29 protein-coding genes are annotated in these 16,637 nt (G+C 27.1%); 2 read left to right on the top strand and 27 right to left on the bottom strand.

Translation table 11 applies throughout. The features are described from left to right. The coding region (locus tag AJ930_RS08480; protein WP_070274974.1) for a hypothetical protein at positions 1-210 on the bottom strand (210 nt) is incomplete at its 3' end. Between the two features lie 228 nt (positions 211-438). On the opposite strand from AJ930_RS08480, the gene AJ930_RS08485 reads away from it, so the two are divergent. Both AJ930_RS08485 and AJ930_RS08490 read left to right on the top strand, forming a co-directional pair. Next, a complete protein-coding gene (locus AJ930_RS08485) occupies positions 439-669 on the top strand; it encodes a hypothetical protein (protein ID WP_044779695.1) in 231 nt (76 codons plus the stop codon). 12 nt (positions 670-681) lie between these two features. Beyond that, positions 682-909, top strand: a complete 228-nt coding sequence (locus tag AJ930_RS08490; RefSeq protein WP_044260235.1) for a WGR domain-containing protein — start codon at positions 682-684, stop codon at positions 907-909. 603 nt (positions 910-1,512) lie between these two features. Here the strand turns inward: AJ930_RS08490 and AJ930_RS08495 are convergent. From AJ930_RS08495 to AJ930_RS08615, 26 genes are all read right to left on the bottom strand, one after another. Continuing rightward, positions 1,513-2,001: a hypothetical protein gene (locus AJ930_RS08495; RefSeq protein ID WP_070275174.1), complete on the bottom strand. Its 489-nt coding sequence runs from the start codon at positions 1,999-2,001 to the stop codon at positions 1,513-1,515. A 148-nt stretch (positions 2,002-2,149) separates the two neighbouring features. After that, positions 2,150-2,524 carry a hypothetical protein gene (locus AJ930_RS08500; RefSeq protein WP_070275222.1) on the bottom strand — a complete coding sequence of 125 codons (375 nt, stop codon included), beginning with the start codon at positions 2,522-2,524 and terminating at the stop codon, positions 2,150-2,152. 30 nt (positions 2,525-2,554) lie between these two features. Then, entirely contained in the window at positions 2,555-3,169 is a 615-nt protein-coding gene (locus AJ930_RS08505) for a hypothetical protein (protein WP_070275175.1), read from the bottom strand. Positions 3,170-3,188: 19 nt separating this feature from the next. Further along, on the bottom strand, positions 3,189-3,554 hold the full coding sequence (locus AJ930_RS08510; protein ID WP_070275176.1) for a DUF2493 domain-containing protein: 366 nt from the start codon (positions 3,552-3,554) through the stop codon (positions 3,189-3,191). A 30-nt stretch (positions 3,555-3,584) separates the two neighbouring features. Beyond that, a complete protein-coding gene (locus AJ930_RS08515) occupies positions 3,585-3,884 on the bottom strand; it encodes a hypothetical protein (RefSeq protein ID WP_070275177.1) in 300 nt (99 codons plus the stop codon). Positions 3,885-3,895: 11 nt separating this feature from the next. Then, positions 3,896-5,062, bottom strand: a complete 1,167-nt coding sequence (locus AJ930_RS08520) for a toprim domain-containing protein (protein WP_070275178.1) — start codon at positions 5,060-5,062, stop codon at positions 3,896-3,898. Between the two features lie 73 nt (positions 5,063-5,135). Further along, on the bottom strand, positions 5,136-6,383 hold the full coding sequence (locus AJ930_RS08525; protein ID WP_070275179.1) for a hypothetical protein: 1,248 nt from the start codon (positions 6,381-6,383) through the stop codon (positions 5,136-5,138). Between the two features lies 1 nt (position 6,384). Beyond that, positions 6,385-6,858 carry a hypothetical protein gene (locus AJ930_RS08530; RefSeq protein WP_070275180.1) on the bottom strand — a complete coding sequence of 158 codons (474 nt, stop codon included), beginning with the start codon at positions 6,856-6,858 and terminating at the stop codon, positions 6,385-6,387. Positions 6,859-6,901: 43 nt separating this feature from the next. Then, positions 6,902-7,486 carry a hypothetical protein gene (locus AJ930_RS08535; RefSeq protein ID WP_070275181.1) on the bottom strand — a complete coding sequence of 195 codons (585 nt, stop codon included), beginning with the start codon at positions 7,484-7,486 and terminating at the stop codon, positions 6,902-6,904. A gap of 289 nt (positions 7,487-7,775) precedes the next feature. Continuing rightward, positions 7,776-8,558 (bottom strand): hypothetical protein, encoded by a 783-nt coding sequence (locus tag AJ930_RS08540; protein ID WP_002840595.1) that lies wholly within the window; start codon positions 8,556-8,558, stop codon positions 7,776-7,778. 98 nt (positions 8,559-8,656) lie between these two features. Beyond that, entirely contained in the window at positions 8,657-9,064 is a 408-nt protein-coding gene (locus AJ930_RS08545; RefSeq protein WP_070275182.1) for a hypothetical protein, read from the bottom strand. A gap of 87 nt (positions 9,065-9,151) precedes the next feature. Beyond that, positions 9,152-9,535, bottom strand: a complete 384-nt coding sequence (locus tag AJ930_RS08550) for a hypothetical protein (protein WP_070275183.1) — start codon at positions 9,533-9,535, stop codon at positions 9,152-9,154. A 15-nt stretch (positions 9,536-9,550) separates the two neighbouring features. Beyond that, positions 9,551-9,910: a hypothetical protein gene (locus AJ930_RS08555; protein ID WP_002794775.1), complete on the bottom strand. Its 360-nt coding sequence runs from the start codon at positions 9,908-9,910 to the stop codon at positions 9,551-9,553. A gap of 178 nt (positions 9,911-10,088) precedes the next feature. Next, positions 10,089-10,514 (bottom strand): hypothetical protein, encoded by a 426-nt coding sequence (locus AJ930_RS08565; protein WP_070275184.1) that lies wholly within the window; start codon positions 10,512-10,514, stop codon positions 10,089-10,091. 95 nt (positions 10,515-10,609) lie between these two features. After that, positions 10,610-11,101 (bottom strand): thymidine kinase, encoded by a 492-nt coding sequence (locus AJ930_RS08570; RefSeq protein ID WP_052804576.1) that lies wholly within the window; start codon positions 11,099-11,101, stop codon positions 10,610-10,612. A gap of 9 nt (positions 11,102-11,110) precedes the next feature. After that, a complete protein-coding gene (locus tag AJ930_RS08575; RefSeq protein ID WP_052804577.1) occupies positions 11,111-11,326 on the bottom strand; it encodes a hypothetical protein in 216 nt (71 codons plus the stop codon). Then, entirely contained in the window at positions 11,326-11,616 is a 291-nt protein-coding gene (locus tag AJ930_RS08580) for a hypothetical protein (RefSeq protein WP_052804578.1), read from the bottom strand. The genes AJ930_RS08575 and AJ930_RS08580 overlap by 1 nt, the downstream gene beginning before the upstream one ends. 9 nt (positions 11,617-11,625) lie before the next feature. After that, positions 11,626-11,922 carry a hypothetical protein gene (locus AJ930_RS08585; protein WP_070275185.1) on the bottom strand — a complete coding sequence of 99 codons (297 nt, stop codon included), beginning with the start codon at positions 11,920-11,922 and terminating at the stop codon, positions 11,626-11,628. A 95-nt stretch (positions 11,923-12,017) separates the two neighbouring features. Beyond that, positions 12,018-12,266 carry a hypothetical protein gene (locus AJ930_RS08590; protein WP_002897762.1) on the bottom strand — a complete coding sequence of 83 codons (249 nt, stop codon included), beginning with the start codon at positions 12,264-12,266 and terminating at the stop codon, positions 12,018-12,020. Between the two features lies 1 nt (position 12,267). Then, the gene (locus tag AJ930_RS10075; RefSeq protein WP_083263168.1) at positions 12,268-13,101 is read right to left on the bottom strand and encodes a hypothetical protein; all 834 of its coding nucleotides are present in this window, start codon (positions 13,099-13,101) and stop codon (positions 12,268-12,270) included. Position 13,102: 1 nt separating this feature from the next. Further along, complete coding sequence (locus tag AJ930_RS10435; protein WP_070283432.1) at positions 13,103-13,312, bottom strand: hypothetical protein; 210 nt, start codon at positions 13,310-13,312, stop codon at positions 13,103-13,105. A gap of 85 nt (positions 13,313-13,397) precedes the next feature. Continuing rightward, complete coding sequence (locus AJ930_RS08595; RefSeq protein ID WP_070275186.1) at positions 13,398-13,808, bottom strand: hypothetical protein; 411 nt, start codon at positions 13,806-13,808, stop codon at positions 13,398-13,400. 13 nt (positions 13,809-13,821) lie between these two features. Next, positions 13,822-14,445: a hypothetical protein gene (locus AJ930_RS08600; protein WP_070275187.1), complete on the bottom strand. Its 624-nt coding sequence runs from the start codon at positions 14,443-14,445 to the stop codon at positions 13,822-13,824. 237 nt (positions 14,446-14,682) lie between these two features. Further along, positions 14,683-15,642: a PD-(D/E)XK nuclease family protein gene (locus AJ930_RS08610; protein ID WP_070275188.1), complete on the bottom strand. Its 960-nt coding sequence runs from the start codon at positions 15,640-15,642 to the stop codon at positions 14,683-14,685. A 94-nt stretch (positions 15,643-15,736) separates the two neighbouring features. Next, on the bottom strand, positions 15,737-15,868 hold the full coding sequence (locus AJ930_RS10610) for a hypothetical protein (protein WP_257408794.1): 132 nt from the start codon (positions 15,866-15,868) through the stop codon (positions 15,737-15,739). An 11-nt stretch (positions 15,869-15,879) separates the two neighbouring features. Next, complete coding sequence (locus AJ930_RS08615) at positions 15,880-16,461, bottom strand: hypothetical protein (protein WP_070275189.1); 582 nt, start codon at positions 16,459-16,461, stop codon at positions 15,880-15,882. Between the last annotated feature and the right edge of the window lie 176 nt (positions 16,462-16,637).

A 16,637-nucleotide genomic window follows, 5' to 3' on the forward strand; every position in this document is an offset into this window, starting at 1 on the left:
ATAATTAAGAAAATTGACTAAAAAAGTCGTTTTTATATCGTTTATTTGCATTTCATCTTGATAATCTAAAGAATATTCTACAAATTCTAGTAAAATACGCCTATAAAGTAAAAAAGTATTATTTGAATAGGATAATGCTTGAATATGTTTCAAATAAGCTTCTATCCAACGCTCTAAATCTTCGCTTATTGTAGTATTTTTAAGTTTCATTTTATTTATATCCTTTTTTTATAACATAATAATATATTATGTTATATTTATTTGCTTGTGTTAATACCAAAATATATATTTTAATAGGCTTATTTTGAAATAAGATTATGTTATATATTTTAAATTATACCATAAAAATATTTATATTTTTGCATTATTTGTCTATTTATACAATTTTTTATTAATATTATGGTATAATTTATATATTTTAACAAATAAAGGATAAAAATGGAAAAAAATACAATAAATAATGAAAATATTCAAAAAAATGAAATATTAATTCCAAAAAGAGTATTATTTGATGAAAAAACATTAAAAATGATAGAAATGATGATTCCTACTTACAAAGATGAAATTTCTAATGCAAATAAAGAAAATGAGAAAATTAATCAAATGATTAAGCTTGCTATAGAAAAAATGTTTAAAAATGATTTTTTGAATAAAATAAATAATTTTTAATTAGGTTTTTTTATGAATAATGTTTTGTTGCACAGAATAACTGAGAAAGGAAACATTCGCTATTATAGCATAGAAATTATTGCCACTCTATTTGAGGAATATATGGTTGAGAGAGTTTACGGAAATGTGCGTTTTAAAAGTTGCACAGGAAGAAAAAATAATGTATTTCCAAGTTTTAATGAGGCACAAATTTTTTTTGAGAAGTTAAAGAAACAAAAAATGAAAAAAGGGTATGCGTAGGTTTTTGCTCAAAAAATAAGAAAAAACATTGATAAAATAGGCTTTTGAGATAAGTCTATTTTACCATGTAAACAATTAATAATAGGCTAAAACAACTTCTTTGAACATAAAAAACTCCTTTTATTTTACCATGTAAACAATTAATAATAGGCTAAAACACAAAAGGTCGACCGCGCAAAGAATACTAATTTTATCATATAAACAATTAATAATAGGCTAAAACTGTATGTTCTAAATTATCTGAATTTTACCAATTTTACTATATAAACAATTAATAATAGGCTAAAAAATAGCTAATAATGATAAGATTATGAGTTTATTTTATCATATAAACAATTAATAATAGGCTAAAACATTTTGCTTGATTTTACTCAAAAAAATGCCATTTTATCATATAAACAATTAATAATAGGCTAAAACTTCAAACATATTGCATAATATTTTATATTTATTTTTTTATGCAAATATTTAATAAAGTATTATTTAAAAATATAATATTTTTTTAAGTAAAAGAATATTACAATTTCATAAAACAATTAATAATAGGCTAAAATAAAGGTTTAGCACTTCACCTGAGCGTTTATTCGTTAAAAAGTGCGTTTTCTACAATTTAATTTTATTACAATCCTTTCTAAAGACTAACTTTATCAGGGCTTGAAACTCTCTTATAAGATTTTCATCTAGCCTTTTTGGAAAATCAGACAAAATCAGTTCATCTCCTACCTTTTCCATCTCTTGCGGTAGTCCTGCAATCTCTAAAGTGTTTAAATTTGCTACATAGCCTTTATATTTGATTAAATTCATATCATGGCTAAATTCAAATTTATTACCATCTATTGTATGTTCTATCAAGTTTATAAAATAATTATCGATGATGATATTTTTTAAATCTATTATATTTGCTAAAATTTTTTTAGAACTTGCTTTAGAAACATTATCCAAAATGCACTCGTATTGAGTTTCTATCAATTTTCCTAACTCATCATAATTAAAAATTCTGCCATTTTCACAAACTGCTAAATTATCTCGTATTAGCCAGAATTTATTACCAAATTGACTTTTTTGGGGCAATAAGATTTTATCATCTTTCATATTTTTTGCCTTTTTTATTTTTTTAAATTCTAGCAAAAAATACTTTTGATTTCAAAAACCAAATTTTTTCTTTTGAAATTCTTCGCAAAGAACTTTAAAAGAAAAAAGGTTGAGCAAGTAAGGACAAAAGCCTTACTTCTCTAAAAAATTATTTAAAAATAGATTTAATTAAATCAAAAATTGTAGGCTGCAAAATAAACATTAAAGTAGCAAGAATAATTACATATGTTTTAACTTCTGTTTTAAAATTATCTAGCTTGTTTTCAACCTTATCGATTCTAGTATCAACCTTATCGATTTTGGCTTCAACCTTATCGATTTTGGCATTCAAAAGATCTGTAGTTGCTAATTTTGAAAGCTCTTCTTTAATTTCTCTAAGAGCTTCATCTTTTATCTCTTGAGAATTTATTTGATTTTCTTTGTTGAATTCATTAAGAGCTTTAATAAAATTTTCTTCAGTTTGATCTTTAAAATAGACAGAAAATAAAGCTTTTACACCTTCTGAAATATAATAATTTCTCACTATATTGCCTTGCATTGTATTTCTCCTTGATTATATCATATTTTTTTTACATATAGCATTTAATTCTTCAAGCATTTCATCTTTTTCATTTTCAAAATACTCATTAATGCTATTTTTTGCATATTTTGTTACATTTGGAAGCACGATAGTTTCTTTCTCTTTCAAAAGTTTTTCTATTGTATCTTCACCTACTTTCCCTTCAAAAACAATAGGAATTTGTTCACTAATGTATTTGATTTCATTCTCTAAATTTTCTTTTAGATTCTCTTTGTTGATTTCACCTTCTTTAATTTTTGTCTTCATGGCTTCAATTAAAAAATCTTTCTGAATTGAAGGATTTAAAGCACTAACAGCATAACTTAAGCTATCTAAGTCAATATTTGTATCATTTGGAACGAACACAAAATATTCATTATCAAAATCTTCAAAAGGTGTGCTTTTTAAGTCTTCTTTGTAACAAAGAATTCTTGGAATATCAAAATATCTATTTTCATCAAGAGTATCACTAAATTTATCTGCAAAATCTTGACTATTTTTGATTTGATTTTCGGCTAAAAAGCATTCAAAATCAGGTGTTAAAGTGATAACTAAATCACCTTCATCAGTAAATCTAAAAGCTTTGGTAAAAATTTCATTATTTTTCATTGTTTCTCCTTTTTTTATTCTATTTTATGTTGATGATTATTACTTTTATGTTTTTATTTCTAGCTATCTCGATCATATTCCTTGTTCCTTTTGAAACTCCATTCCAAAAAGCCAAAACACAATCGTTGCTATCTAACATAGATAACATTCTTTGATTTCTAATAGGACCTGCAGCTTTTCCAAAATGTTGCCAATCTGCCTTCACCTCAATAAGTTTAATCTTATTTTTTAAAGCATAATTTTTAGCCATATTGTCAGCACCACTAGCCCCACCTTCAACAATAGTATCTATTTGATTTTGATACAAAGAAAATATATTACTCATTTCTTTATTGAAATGTTCTACATCTTTGTAATCCCTTCCTCCACATACTAATAATTTCATTGATTTTCATACCTTTCTTTGTTGTCATTTTTAATTCTTTTTTGTGATAATTGTATAAGCAGCTTGAAAAATACATTCTGCAACAATTGTTCTAATAGCTACTAATAATTCATTTGTAAAAAAATCACTAATATCACTTGAACAATTATTGCATATGAAGTCATTGTAATCTCGATAAAGCTTAATAGCTAGATCTTCATCTAACATATTCATAACCTTGCTACATTCAGAATAGCATTCCCTAATAAAGAAAAGTTCTTCTTTTGTGTAGTTAAGATTTTCAAAATTTTTATCAAATAATTTACAACATAATTCGTAGCTTAATGCCATTTTGTACTCCTCTAAGCTTTTAATTTAATGCTATTCATTTTATTTGCTAAAAGCAAGTCATTTAAATCTTTTCCATCCGCTATATCCCAAGTAAGGCTATAGTTTTTAATATTCAAAAGGTTTAATTTCTCGCTTAAACTTTTTTCTCCATTTACCCCTGCTTCATCTTTATCAAAACAAAGCATAATTCTTTTATCTTTAAACACAGTGAGTATTTCTTCTCTAAAACTGAAAGTTCCTGCAAAGCTAATAAACAAGGTTTTTGAATCTTGTTTGTAGTAGTTTCTTGCTGATAAGCAATCAATGTGTCCTTCGGTGATTACTATTTTTTCACATTCCTTTAATAATTTATTTTCTAAACCAAAAGGCGTTGCAAAAACAATATTACCGCAGGAAATATTTACTTCTTTAGCTCCATTATAGGTACTATCAATAACGCGAAGAGAAAAACCCACAACCATATTTGAGTAAAGATCAAAATTTGGAACAAGAGCTACATTAAAAGCATATTTCCAAGCTTGTTTCTCTTTACTGAAAATTTTAAACTCAATTAAATCTTCTATAGGAAAATATTCTTTTAAAAGATTTTCAAGTTCTTTTATGTTGTTAAAATTTAAAAAACCAATTTTTTCAACTAAGCTCAAATCTTTAATACCCCTTTTTAGGTAATAAAGGTTTTTTGCTTTTTGCTCAGTTGATAAAGAAAAGCGATAGATAGTTGTGTAAACTAACTTTAATTTTTGTGCTTTTGTTAATGTTGAATAATTTTTCACAAAAGGGGCTAATTTTTCAACTTCTACATATTTTTTGTTAGGTTCAAAAAACACATAATCCTTTGCTTTAGGTTTTGGTTTTTCAAACACCTTTTTATAGGTTGCTTGTATTCCATTTAAGAATGGAATATTAAATTGTGAATGCAAATATTCACAAGCTTCTTTAAAATTACCATTAAAGATGGTTTTTACAACATTGACAGGATTTCCACCTATTCCGCATGCAAAACAATGACAAGTATTAGTGTTTTCATAAATGCCTAAAGAAGCATTATGATCGTTGTTTTTATGCGCGGTTATATTAAAGCAGTGTATAATCCTTTTATTTTTGTCGCTAATTGCACCTAAAGACTCCAACACATCCATAATAGGAATATTATTGAGTCTTTCTATGTCGTATTTCATATTTTTCCTTTCTTAGTTTAGCGCCAAACTTAAAAGTTTGGCACAAAATTAAAAATTTTTAAGATGTGTTTAATTAGTTTATTTTCAAAGCTTTAAGTACTTCGTAATATTCTAAATCACCTTCAAACTTATATATCAATTCTTCCCAAGCATCATTTGCATCATCTTCTGTTTCAAGAACCCTATATATGCCATACTGTTTTAAGTCAAGCTGAACATTGTCTATGAAAACTTTTAAAGCTTCATTGTAATCATCATAAAGCATTACGGCATCCTCAGTATCAAATTGGCATTGATCGATTAATGGTTGCTTAAGAATTGCATAGACTTTTTTAGTCTTTTTATCTTCAGGTAAAAAAGATTTTTCTAAAGTAAGCATGTTTTCTTGATCAATCTTATAGTCTTTGAAATAATCATCAGGAATTAACTCCAATAATGATTGGACATTGCTACCACAATAGCAATTAATGACTTTTAAATCATCAACTAAGCAATAATTATCATGCACTTCACAATCAATATTGTTTTCTTCCAACTCCATTTTTACTTTTTCCAAATCTTCTATATTTTGTAAATAATATTTTTGCTTTTGAATGTCCCATAGAAAAAAAACTGTATATCCTAAAGGGTCTTTTCCTTCTCTAACCTCAAAATCCATATAGTTAAGAATTTCCACAATTCTTATATCCAATAGATTAGTAGGTGTTGTGATTTTTTCAGTATTTTTATCAATAATCAAGCAAGAATGATCAAAACACAGACAATCATCTATTAAAGACTGTAAAGTCTTTTTATAAAGATCACTCAAGCTCTTTTCAAAAGCGTTTCTTGAAATACCTGTTGTTGCGAAGTTTTTTTCAAAAATATCCAATTCATCATCTTTTAAAACATAATAAGTTGAATCTTTATAAGAAAAAGTATAAGGTGTATAGTTGTGTTTTTTAAAGAAGCCTATAAACCTATCATCGCATTCATTTTTACCTTCATTTAGCCTATTCAAAGCATCAATATTAATAAAAACAGGAAGTTCTGTGTTCACATTTTTAATGCTTTTTCTATTTTCGTATATTTTAAACGCATTGTCAAAACCTTCTCTAGCAATATTAAGAATGTGATGATCTAACAAAGCAATGCTTGCCCCTTTATCAAATTTTTTTGATGCTATAGGAGCAAGTTTGATAAGCTCTTGAGAGCATTTTCTATATATTTTAAATAGCTCTTCACTTTCTAATTGATAGTCATAAGCCTTTATTGAGTCTATTTTATAACCAAGCCCTGTTACGGTTTTAATTATTGCGTTTATTTCATTCATTGTATTCATTTTAATTCCTTTCTGTATTTTTAAAACAAAATTTTGTATATTCGTTAAGCTCATTGTCAAACATGACATATTCTTTTATTCTTTTTAAAAAAGATTCTGCATCATCGCAAAGAAAAGAAACTTGATATCTGCCATCAATTCCCATTTCGACTTTATCAATGAACAGATCTCTACCTATATTGTCAACAATCTCTTCAGGAACTGAGTTTAACAGCATTGAATAATGAAGGCTATAAACTATATCCTCTACGCTTTGTTCATTGTTAGGTTCATTATCGCCTTTGACATAATTGTCAACAATTAAGCGTTTGAAATCATCAACTTGTTCTTTTGTTAAGCTGACATTTTCTTGATTGTACATTGCGCAACAATCTTGTAAGGCATAAGTTAAAGCATTAATCTCAGTTTCATTTGCTACATTTTCTAAGCCATAGTGTTTGATTAAATCCTTAGACATTTCTGTGAATTTTTTCATATACTTTCCTTTGTATTGTTTAAAATGTAGTATTTGTATTTAATTAGGCAGTAAAACGCTCAAGTGTTTGAAGCATTTGTTCTTCATCGTAACCGATAAATGTCTCTTCAGGAATATCATCTACATAAAGCGTATAAATATTTCCTTCCAAATAAGCTTCAAGTTCTTTGATGAAAAACTCAATATTTTTGCAAAGCTTGTCTTTAAGCTTTGCACTGATTCTTTTTACACCAAAAATTTTTCTCACTTGTTCTTTTTTATAATAAGCGTATCCTGCACATCCATAATCCCAACCATAAGAATATTTTCTAGGTTTATTTCCTTCAGAATACAAAGCTATACCACTATGAATATAAGCTCCTACTCTAATCCAAATATAACCTTTGCTATTCAAATAGTTTTCTATTTCTTGAATGTTTTCAAAATCTGTGCAATTTAATCCATCTATCTCTTTTTCACCAATATTATATTCTTTTAAAAGGTTGAAAAAAGAAGGATTTCCACAATCATCAAATGGATTATAAAATTCATCTCGTTCGATTTCTATTTTTTTACCATCCAAAGTAAAAACACTGTTACCTTTGTGCATTAATTTTTCAAACATATTTTCTAAAACATTTATTTTCATAATTTTTCCTTTTCTATATTTTTTAAATTAAAAAAGGATAGAAGTATCCCTAGTGGGATAGGTTTCTATCCCAACTAAGGGCTTGATTATTTAATAGTCAAATTATTAGCTTTAATATATTCTAATAATTCTTTTTTTAGCTTTTGAATACTTTCTGTAGGTAATTTGTTATTTCTACTAAAATTTTCATTCTTAGAAACAAACAAAATCATGTCTTTATTACGAATGGATTGAAGTTCTAAATAATCCTTGTAAAAATAGACATCAAGATTAAAATTTCTTAATCAACTTATATTTCATTGTTTTTCATAAATGAGGCGTATTTATCATTAAAAATAACTTGAACAGAACCTCTTAATGTAAAAAGATACTTATAAATATATTCATCATTGGAATTTACAAAATCTTTTTCATTCTTAAAGTAAATATTTTTAGCCTCATCATCAAAAACTGTTATGTTTTTTATATCTTTTTCTAAAGAAGTTATATGCCTTAGTTTTAATAGTTTGTTGATTTGATTATTGTATTTAAAGTTAAAAATCAATCTTGAATCATCATCAAATTCATCGTTATGTGTCGCAAATTGACATTTTAAAGCTTTGATTTTGCCACTTTTTAATTCTTTTCCTATTAAAGAGTAAGCTTTCTTATTTCTTAGCATAGAAAAAGCTTTTCTAAAGTGTGTTTCTTGCAAAATCTCATCTAGCAATTTAACTTCATCATTAGTTTCTTTATAGTTTTTTACATACCAATTGCCATTCCTGAATAGATAAAAATATTCTATATTAGAAAATTTTAATAAATTTTCTAACGGATTATTTTTAAAATATTCTTCACTGTTTTTAAATATATTTATGTGTTGACTGTTTTCATGAAATTCACTTTCATTGACTGTAGTTTTCAATGAAATTAATGAACTGCTATTTTTAAACAACTCATCTACCTTTTCCTTATTGTTATAGAATTTGTTTAAAATAACACCATTCCAAGATAAACATCCATCACAATGGCAATATTTTGCAACTACCGATCCATCATATCTTTCTTTTGCTATAAAAGACCTTGTTCCCATAATTTTTCCTTTTTTATATTTTTAAAACTAAAAAAGGATAGAAGTATCCCTAGTGGGATAGTTTCTATCCCAACTTAGGGCTGTTTAATTTTAAAAAATTATACACTCTCCAGCAAATTCAAAAAACCAGAAAATTTAACTTCATTATATCTTTTTAAGTAATCAACCCAATCAAATACAGCATAATCCATATAGGCAAATACAGCAATTTGTTTGTTTTTGTTATTTATTTTATTGAAAATAAATAAAGGTGCATTTGTTAATCCAAAACTGTTTGGATACAACTTTTCATTATTAGATACATAAGTTATTCTTGATTTTATAAATCTCTGAAAAGATTTCTCATTGCGATTTGAATGTAAATCCAATTCGCTTTGAATATTTTTATTGTCTAAAAATTTTTTTAATTCACCTGTATAAATTAATACAAGTTTTTCATTTTCAATTTTTAACCAGTCTTTTTGAAAATTCTGATTAATATAATGGATTAATTCATCATTTTTCATAATTTTTCCTTTTTTATATTTTTAAAACTAAAAAAGGATAGAAGTATCCCTAGTTGGGATAAAACTATCCCAACTAGGGGCTGATTATCAATCTATAGACTGATTCTTTGTTATTTCATTAATAAAAGTTTCCATATTAGGATAAAATGGATTAAAGTTACCTCTATTAGGCTTATAAGAAAAATAATTGCGATAAGCTTCATCATAACACTTTAAATGGCTTGCAATATTAAGCCATAAAGCAAAACTCATATCCATTCCGCAACCTCTAATGGTAATGCCTTTTTCATCTACTTTTCTATCTGAAACCGCCTTGGCAATTTCATCAGGAATAGGCAAATATTGTTCTTTTTTATTTTTATAAAACACTTTAAAAGTGCGTGTCATTCCGCTTTTTGAAACACTTGTTAAAACAAGTGCAAGATTGCCTTTTAAAAGCGCTTCTTTAAAATCTTCGTAATTTTTTTCCATTCTATGTCTCCTTTTTTATAATTTTAAATAATCTCTTAAGAATAATTTGATGATTCTGTAAATTCTAAAACCATGAAAATCATGGAATTGTGTTTCATGATAATTTGTAAAAAAACTTTCTTCGAATAAAATTTCTTCTTTAATCTCTTTTTCTTTGCGAGAGATTTTAAGAATTTCAATTTTAATCTTTTCTTTCACATCTATAACGCAGGAAATTCTTGCTATAATCTTTTCACCTTTTGCCATTCTTTTGACAAAGATTTCTTGATTTTTATTCTTCATTCCTCTAAGACGAAATGCTTCTTCACATTCACGAAACTTTTTAAATTCTTTTAAATTTAAGTCATCAATATCATTTCTTAGTAATATGTTCATTTCTTTTTTCCTTCAAAAATTAGTTCTAAACAAACCAAAGGTACTGTTAAGAAAAACATTAAAAATCTTAATAAGCTCATAGGCTTTAACTTGCCAAAACACATCATAATTAACATGCAAAAAAGGCAAATTAAAACATAAGCCAAACTAAATATCCCAAACATACATATTATGCCCATTACAAAACTCCTCTTTTTTTAAGATCAGCCAATTCTTCATCAGAAAGCAAATTTTCTTGTCCCCTTTTATATGTGGTAACTAAAACCGCCCCAAATTCGCCTTGTCTTTCAAGAACGACAACAATATTGCTATCTTCATCAAAATATTTTTGAGTTGTTGCGATATGATAATCAGCACCACGCTGTAAAGGTGAGGTGTTTCTAATAGCTCTTGAAATAGCAACTGATAATGTATCATTTTCGACTTCTTCAAATCTTTGTGATACACGATCTGTAAAATGTTCTGTTGCTTTAATGCAGTTTTGGATTTGTTTTTTAAAAAGATTTATTAAAAAATCAACTTTGTTTTTGTCTTTTTTAGCTTCTTTATAGGCTAAAGCTCTTGCAAGCTTAGCTACAACAAGCTCGTTTGTATAAGTTAACATTTTTGTATCTCCTAATTGATTAGCCAATAAGAGATACTAATAACCCCTTTAGGGAATAAAAGCATCCCCTAAAGGCGAGTTTTAAGTAAAATAAGCTACATTTTATAGCATTCTTCACAAAAGACAAAGTAGTTATTATTAATACCACCATCGCCTATATGAAAAATTGCACTTTCTTTTTTGCCACAACGATCGCAGTCCGCTTTTAAATGTAAAATTTCATCTGCATAAGATTTTAGTGTTTCCACATTATCCCAAGCATTTCCTTTTACATCATTAAGCAAACCTGCTACTGTTATAGTTATTTCTTTTTTTCTTGAAAGATTGATAATTTGTTCTAAAAAATCTTTCTTAAAAAATTGTATTTCATCTACAAAGATAAATCTGTACGAACTTAAGCTTGTATTTTCATTTCCAAAATTAAAGCGCTTAAGATCATCATTCTTGTATTTTCTTGTGAAGAATTCCCTTGTATCACAACTTGGGCGAATAATGATAACTTCATCTTGAAACAATATATTAGAAGCTTCATCTATAAGTTTGGCAGATTTACCTGCTTTCATAGTGCCTAAAATCATTTTAAGCATGCAAACTCCTTATTTAACAGGATAACCTGTGATAATTGTAATAACTCCATTATCTCTATCTACAGCAAAAACAATAGCAGAGTTATTGTTTATAAGCTTGTAGCTTTTTTGAAATGGATTTTTTGCAATTTCTTGATAAATCAAAGCTACAAGGCTAAGATCAACTTTTCTTTGTTGTAATCTTTCCGCAAAATGTTTGCTTGGTATAATTTTAAAACCACTCATTATTCTCTCCAATCTATTCTAATAAAACCAAAATCTTTACAATATTTAGCTGTTTTAGCTGTTTTTATAAGATTTTCCATAAAGATTAGCTCATCGCTATCCAATTGATAATCAGATAATTTCAAGCTAAACAACTGTTCTGTAGGGATTTCTATAATAAAATCACTTGGCTCAGAATAATCAATTTGTAATTTTTCAAATAAATCCTCAAGCTTTTGCGTTTCATTTTGAAAATACCCTTTACCATAAACTATTTCATATTTCTCAACTATGCAACATTTAAAATTCATATTAAGCTCCTAAAACCATGATAATCTAATATAGCCACTATTTTTAGCATAAGGCGCTGTTTTTGCAACTTTAATTAAATCTTTTAAGAAGTCTTTTTCATCCTCATTTAAATCATAATCTTCTAAATTAAGATAAAGAACAGCTTCAGTAGAAACTTCAATTTCTTCATGCCCTTCATTCATCCAAGTATCATCAAGTAGTTCAACTTTTTCTAACAATTCCAATAATTCATTTTCACTGTTGTTAAAATAACCACCTGTATATTTAACTTCATAATGAGTTGCTATATGACATCTGTATCCCATAATATTTTCCTTTTCTATATTTTTTAAATTAAAAAAAGGATAGAAGTATCCCTAGTGGGATAGGTTTCTATCCCAACTAAGGGCTGTTTAAAAAATCAAAGTAAGTATGTTTTACCTGTGAATACTACAGGAGATAAATCATAATTATCTTCAACCAAGAATTCAATAGTATTCTCAGTTGTATCAAGTTTATCAACAAAACTATCTATTGAAGCGTAATCATGATCTGTATATGCCTTATCTGCAAACTCATCAAAATATTTTTTCAAATATTTTTTTGCAATATTAGGATTCTTATAAACCCTAATATCCGATTCTTTTGCAATTATGATAATTTTTTCCATTTTATTCTCCAAAATAAGCTTTTAATAAATCAATTTGTTTTTCTTTAACGAATTTATCTAAAGTAGTTTCTTCGCCAAAGCTAAGATTTTCAGTGTAACTAAAGAAATATTTACGAATAAGATTATCGATTTTTTCATCGAAAATTCCTACTAGATTGACACTTCTTTCTTCTTCTAAATAGAGTTCGAAAATTTTTTGAGCAATTATTTTTGATAAATATTCATCACTCAATTTCTCTTCAAATTCAACATCTAGCAATTCAAGATTGTCTTTTATTTCTTTGTAACTTAACTTTAAATCAACTATTTCCTTTTCAAACAATTCATAAGCTTTGTCTTGATTAATATAAGCTAATTCCCAATCATAATTTAAAAACTTAGCCAAATTTGTATCCAAACAAAGTTCTTTATTGTTTTCAAATTGTTTTAACGCATATTCTTTTGCTTCTTCTAATAACTTTTCTTTATTGTAATTAAAACAAAGCTCTTGCGTTAAGATACATCCTTCAGAAGCTTTGCAATAATGCCAACGATTTTTTGAATAGAGATAAAAATACTCTATATCACATAACTCGTTGCCTTCGGTAAAATCTAAAAATTCCGTTAAAAGCATTTTATCGCTTTGATCAACTTCTAATTTTTCACACTGATTTAGTTCTTTTTTTAAAGAACTAATATCACCATGCTTCATTAATTTTTTAACAGACTCAGGATCATTGTAATATTGTAAAAGAGTATATCCTACACCTTCTACATATCCATCATAATGACAATAGATATGATCTACATAATAACCGCTATCTGTTTCCATTGCAATCCAAGATCTTGTACCCATTTTATTTCCTTTTTTTTCTTTTTAATAAAAATAAAATAAATTGAATTATCCATTTAACAGGATAAACGCTTGCGAAAAATAAAAACATTATCCAACAAGCAGCTGCCAATATTGCTAATTTAGCGAATGCAAAAATAACTGTGCAAACAAAAAATAGCGTTATCATGGCTACAAAATCCCAAAACTCTTGTTCTAATTTTCCTTTATTCATAAATTTTCCTTTTCTATATTTTTTAAATTAAAAAAGGATAGAAGTATCCCTAGTTGGGATAGTTTCTATCCCAACTTAGGGCTGATTAATTTAAGCAGACAATTTCATCGTGAAAAAAAGGTTCTATAATTTGAATCAATCTTCCATCATTTAAAAGAATAAAATTGCTAGTATCAACCCTAATACGGATCTCTCTTGCATCTATATTCACATTTTCAATGTAACTATCTGTTATTCTATTCCTGATACTTTGATTTTTGACTTCATCATTATCAATAACCCAAGTGTCATTTGTTTCTCTTGAATAAGAAATTTTAGACTTTTTGCTTTTGTAAAAATTTTTGGCAACAAAATCCAAAGCTTCATCAAAACTAGCAAAAACGCCAATTCTATACCGCTCTGAAAGATAATCATTGCATAAAGCTTCAACAACATATACATATGCTATATCAAAGCTTTTTTTACAAACGCTAAAATTCTTTTTTTTATATTTCATTTTTAATCCTTTTTTATTGATAAGTCCAAGTCTGACTTTTGACATGTAATATTTTATGTTCAGCATAAACTTGAAAAGTGCGTTCTAAGTCCAATAAAATATTGTCGTAGTTTGCATATGTTATAGTTGAAATGGCTGTTAAAAATATCTCTTCAACATATACTTTTTCAGGTTCTTGCGGATGTCCAGAGCTTTTTAAAAAAGCTGTAAAAACTATAGATAGTTTTTGATGCTTAATTTTTAAAGCTTCATATTTTTCAATAATTTGTCTTTTTGCCTCATCATTAAATCTATCAAATTTAATTTGACCAAGAAATCTACCTTTTTCTTCAAAAACAGCTTCAAAACTTATTTGTTTTTTAAAAACTTGCCAATGAGTACTTTCAATCAAATCAATATCAATAGTAGCATCGTATCTTTTCTTGTCTAACATATAAGAAGGTATAATTTCGTGATTTACTATAAAATGCGAAAGCATTCCCAACCATATTTTTTTATAGCTTTTATCATAAACAAAAAACTCATTTCTTTTCATCAATGGATTGACTACAAGATACATAGGAAGTCCTTGTTTATTTAAATAGAATGCTTTGTTTCTTGGTTCAGATAAAAAGTTTAACAGTTCTCTAAGCGTCATTCATATCCTTTCATAAATACATTGCACTTTTAATTCTTCATCACTAAAAAGTTTCGGAAGTTTCCTATCTTCTAGTTTTGAAATATAATTTTTAAATTCTTTAGAATTTTTTATTTTTTAAATATAAAAAATTCTATTTCCTCAACTTCTCTCATGAATTCCTTGAAAAGCAAAAATAGCTCTTTTTCTCGAGCCTTTTTTGCTAGTCTTTTTGTTGATGTTTTACTCATGTTAATCCTACTTAATACTTAAATAGCCTTTTCTTTGAGAAGTTTTTTGATATTTTTCAAAAAGACTTTCATAAAGCTCAGGCTCATTATCTTTCAAAGCTTTTGTATCGAAGCTTACGCTTGTGGTGTCGTTTGATAAAGAAATAAAACTATCATCGATCTTGATTTTCTTAGTACCGCAAGTTCGCATATACTCTTCAATCAAGGTTTTTTTCTCTTCAAGTTCTTTTTCAAGTTCTTTTTTCTTAGTATTTAGCTCAATTATTTTTTTGCCTACCTCAAGCAAATCACCACTTAGTTCACTACCTTCACTTTTCTTTACCATTAAAGGACAAGAATCTTTATGAGGGCAAGTAGAACAATAAAGTTGTTCGCTAGCAATAGGCTCTTCTTTGTTTAAAAGAGCATTTGCTAAAATTTGAGCATTCTCAATTGCCATTTTTTCATGCACTTGATTGCCATTCACTTCAAACGATTTAAACCAACCTGTATTTAGATTGATAGCAACAACATAAGCTCTTAACTTTTTTTGTGTTTGTGTTGCAAGCATAGCAAGCTGAAAATTAACCTGCATAACCCAAGAGTCATAAGGCTTATCAACAGCTGTATTAACACTTTTAGCTTCAACAACCACAATCTCATCTTTATTTTCCAAGCAAAAATCTATGTGAGCTTTTAGATCAAAACCATCTATTGTCACTTTAACTTCTTTTTGAAGTGTAGGATTTAATCCATCGAGCATTTTTTCAATAATGCCTTCAGCAACATGTCCCCTTTGAAAGCGAATAAGAGTGGCTAAATCGTGTTCATAATTAGTTGTTTTATCAAGATAAGCCTTTCTAAGACAACCACCTATGTCAGATGATCCAATATATTTAGATCTATCTCCTAAGCTCTGTTCAGTATCTTTTTTCAAAGCCTTTGGTAAGTTTTTTGCTACAAATTCATCAAATTTATTTTTTTTCATAATTTTTCCTTTTTTATATTTTTTAAATTAAAAAAGGATAGAAGTATCCCTAGTGGGATAGTTTCTATCCCAACTTAGGGCTGATTAATTTAGATTAAGCGTAATAAGCTTTTTTATGTTTTTCCTTGCGACTATACTTAGTCTTATCTTTACTCATACGAGTATTAAGAGAAATTTCTCTACGATAAGAAGCTAATACCATCACATCTCTTTGTGTTTTTTTCATTTTTTTCCTTTTTAACAATAGCTTGTAAATTCAAGAGCTTTGCCTTTATATTTAAAAAGACTTTTAGTATAACCGTCTCTTGAATCTTGTGGATATCTTGAGAATGTCTTAAAAGCTACATTGTTGAAATTGAAAGCATTTTTGCATGGACTTTTTAGACCTTGTTCCCAACCTGTTATTTTCACATTTTCCTTTATATCTGCAAGATAAATAGTTTTTTCAGTTGTGGCTACAACTTGATAAAACTCAACATTTGTTTGTTCATAACCCCAATTTGAATAAAGGATATCTCCTACTTTATAGCCATTTGTATTATCCTTGCTTTTTTTATTGATAAAAGTCTGAAGTTTTTCAATATTTGTGATTTTTTCTAAAAAATCCCTATAGTCTTGGGCAAACACCATTCTCTCATCCCATTCTTTAGTTTTGCAAAGATATTTCTCATTTACGGCTTTGTAAAATTTTGAAAATTCCTTTTCAACTACAAGATTATAAAGTTCAATTTCATTAGAAGCTTCAAATAAACCTTTATGCGCTTTAAGAAGCTTCTTTTTTTCTTTCTCAATTTTTTTTATTTTTCCTTGTAAATTCATTGTATTTTCCTTTTTTTGATTTAACAATTAAAAAAAAGGAATAGAATACTCCCTAAAAAGTGGGAATAACTATTCCCACCAATAGGAATTAACATCAGAAGTATCTCTAGCTAGGATAGTTATTTCCCAACCAAAGGATTAAATTAGCACTAGATTGTTCTAGTGCGAGAATATTA

Source organism: Campylobacter sp. BCW_6871, assembly GCF_001762325.1.
GTDB classification, from domain to species: Bacteria; Campylobacterota; Campylobacteria; order Campylobacterales; family Campylobacteraceae; genus Campylobacter_D; species Campylobacter_D jejuni.

What these genes read in the sequence shown, in the direction of transcription:
- AJ930_RS08485 (WP_044779695.1), top strand. Translation starts at nt 439, where the DNA reads ATGGAAAAAAATACAATAAATAATGAAAATATTCAAAAAAATGAAATA.
- AJ930_RS08490 (WP_044260235.1), top strand. Translation starts at nt 682, where the DNA reads ATGAATAATGTTTTGTTGCACAGAATAACTGAGAAAGGAAACATTCGC.
- AJ930_RS08495 (WP_070275174.1), bottom strand. Translation starts at nt 2,001, where the DNA reads ATGAAAGATGATAAAATCTTATTGCCCCAAAAAAGTCAATTTGGTAAT.
- AJ930_RS08505 (WP_070275175.1), bottom strand. Translation starts at nt 3,169, where the DNA reads ATGAAAAATAATGAAATTTTTACCAAAGCTTTTAGATTTACTGATGAA.
- AJ930_RS08510 (WP_070275176.1), bottom strand. Translation starts at nt 3,554, where the DNA reads ATGAAATTATTAGTATGTGGAGGAAGGGATTACAAAGATGTAGAACAT.
- AJ930_RS08515 (WP_070275177.1), bottom strand. Translation starts at nt 3,884, where the DNA reads ATGGCATTAAGCTACGAATTATGTTGTAAATTATTTGATAAAAATTTT.
- AJ930_RS08520 (WP_070275178.1), bottom strand. Translation starts at nt 5,062, where the DNA reads ATGAAATACGACATAGAAAGACTCAATAATATTCCTATTATGGATGTG.
- AJ930_RS08525 (WP_070275179.1), bottom strand. Translation starts at nt 6,383, where the DNA reads ATGAATACAATGAATGAAATAAACGCAATAATTAAAACCGTAACAGGG.
- AJ930_RS08530 (WP_070275180.1), bottom strand. Translation starts at nt 6,858, where the DNA reads ATGAAAAAATTCACAGAAATGTCTAAGGATTTAATCAAACACTATGGC.
- AJ930_RS08535 (WP_070275181.1), bottom strand. Translation starts at nt 7,486, where the DNA reads ATGAAAATAAATGTTTTAGAAAATATGTTTGAAAAATTAATGCACAAA.
- AJ930_RS08540 (WP_002840595.1), bottom strand. Translation starts at nt 8,558, where the DNA reads ATGGGAACAAGGTCTTTTATAGCAAAAGAAAGATATGATGGATCGGTA.
- AJ930_RS08545 (WP_070275182.1), bottom strand. Translation starts at nt 9,064, where the DNA reads ATGAAAAATGATGAATTAATCCATTATATTAATCAGAATTTTCAAAAA.
- AJ930_RS08550 (WP_070275183.1), bottom strand. Translation starts at nt 9,535, where the DNA reads ATGGAAAAAAATTACGAAGATTTTAAAGAAGCGCTTTTAAAAGGCAAT.
- AJ930_RS08555 (WP_002794775.1), bottom strand. Translation starts at nt 9,910, where the DNA reads ATGAACATATTACTAAGAAATGATATTGATGACTTAAATTTAAAAGAA.
- AJ930_RS08565 (WP_070275184.1), bottom strand. Translation starts at nt 10,514, where the DNA reads ATGTTAACTTATACAAACGAGCTTGTTGTAGCTAAGCTTGCAAGAGCT.
- AJ930_RS08570 (WP_052804576.1), bottom strand. Translation starts at nt 11,101, where the DNA reads ATGCTTAAAATGATTTTAGGCACTATGAAAGCAGGTAAATCTGCCAAA.
- AJ930_RS08575 (WP_052804577.1), bottom strand. Translation starts at nt 11,326, where the DNA reads ATGAGTGGTTTTAAAATTATACCAAGCAAACATTTTGCGGAAAGATTA.
- AJ930_RS08580 (WP_052804578.1), bottom strand. Translation starts at nt 11,616, where the DNA reads ATGAATTTTAAATGTTGCATAGTTGAGAAATATGAAATAGTTTATGGT.
- AJ930_RS08585 (WP_070275185.1), bottom strand. Translation starts at nt 11,922, where the DNA reads ATGGGATACAGATGTCATATAGCAACTCATTATGAAGTTAAATATACA.
- AJ930_RS08590 (WP_002897762.1), bottom strand. Translation starts at nt 12,266, where the DNA reads ATGGAAAAAATTATCATAATTGCAAAAGAATCGGATATTAGGGTTTAT.
- AJ930_RS10075 (WP_083263168.1), bottom strand. Translation starts at nt 13,101, where the DNA reads ATGGGTACAAGATCTTGGATTGCAATGGAAACAGATAGCGGTTATTAT.
- AJ930_RS10435 (WP_070283432.1), bottom strand. Translation starts at nt 13,312, where the DNA reads ATGAATAAAGGAAAATTAGAACAAGAGTTTTGGGATTTTGTAGCCATG.
- AJ930_RS08595 (WP_070275186.1), bottom strand. Translation starts at nt 13,808, where the DNA reads ATGAAATATAAAAAAAAGAATTTTAGCGTTTGTAAAAAAAGCTTTGAT.
- AJ930_RS08600 (WP_070275187.1), bottom strand. Translation starts at nt 14,445, where the DNA reads ATGACGCTTAGAGAACTGTTAAACTTTTTATCTGAACCAAGAAACAAA.
- AJ930_RS08610 (WP_070275188.1), bottom strand. Translation starts at nt 15,642, where the DNA reads ATGAAAAAAAATAAATTTGATGAATTTGTAGCAAAAAACTTACCAAAG.
- AJ930_RS10610 (WP_257408794.1), bottom strand. Translation starts at nt 15,868, where the DNA reads ATGAAAAAAACACAAAGAGATGTGATGGTATTAGCTTCTTATCGTAGA.
- AJ930_RS08615 (WP_070275189.1), bottom strand. Translation starts at nt 16,461, where the DNA reads ATGAATTTACAAGGAAAAATAAAAAAAATTGAGAAAGAAAAAAAGAAG.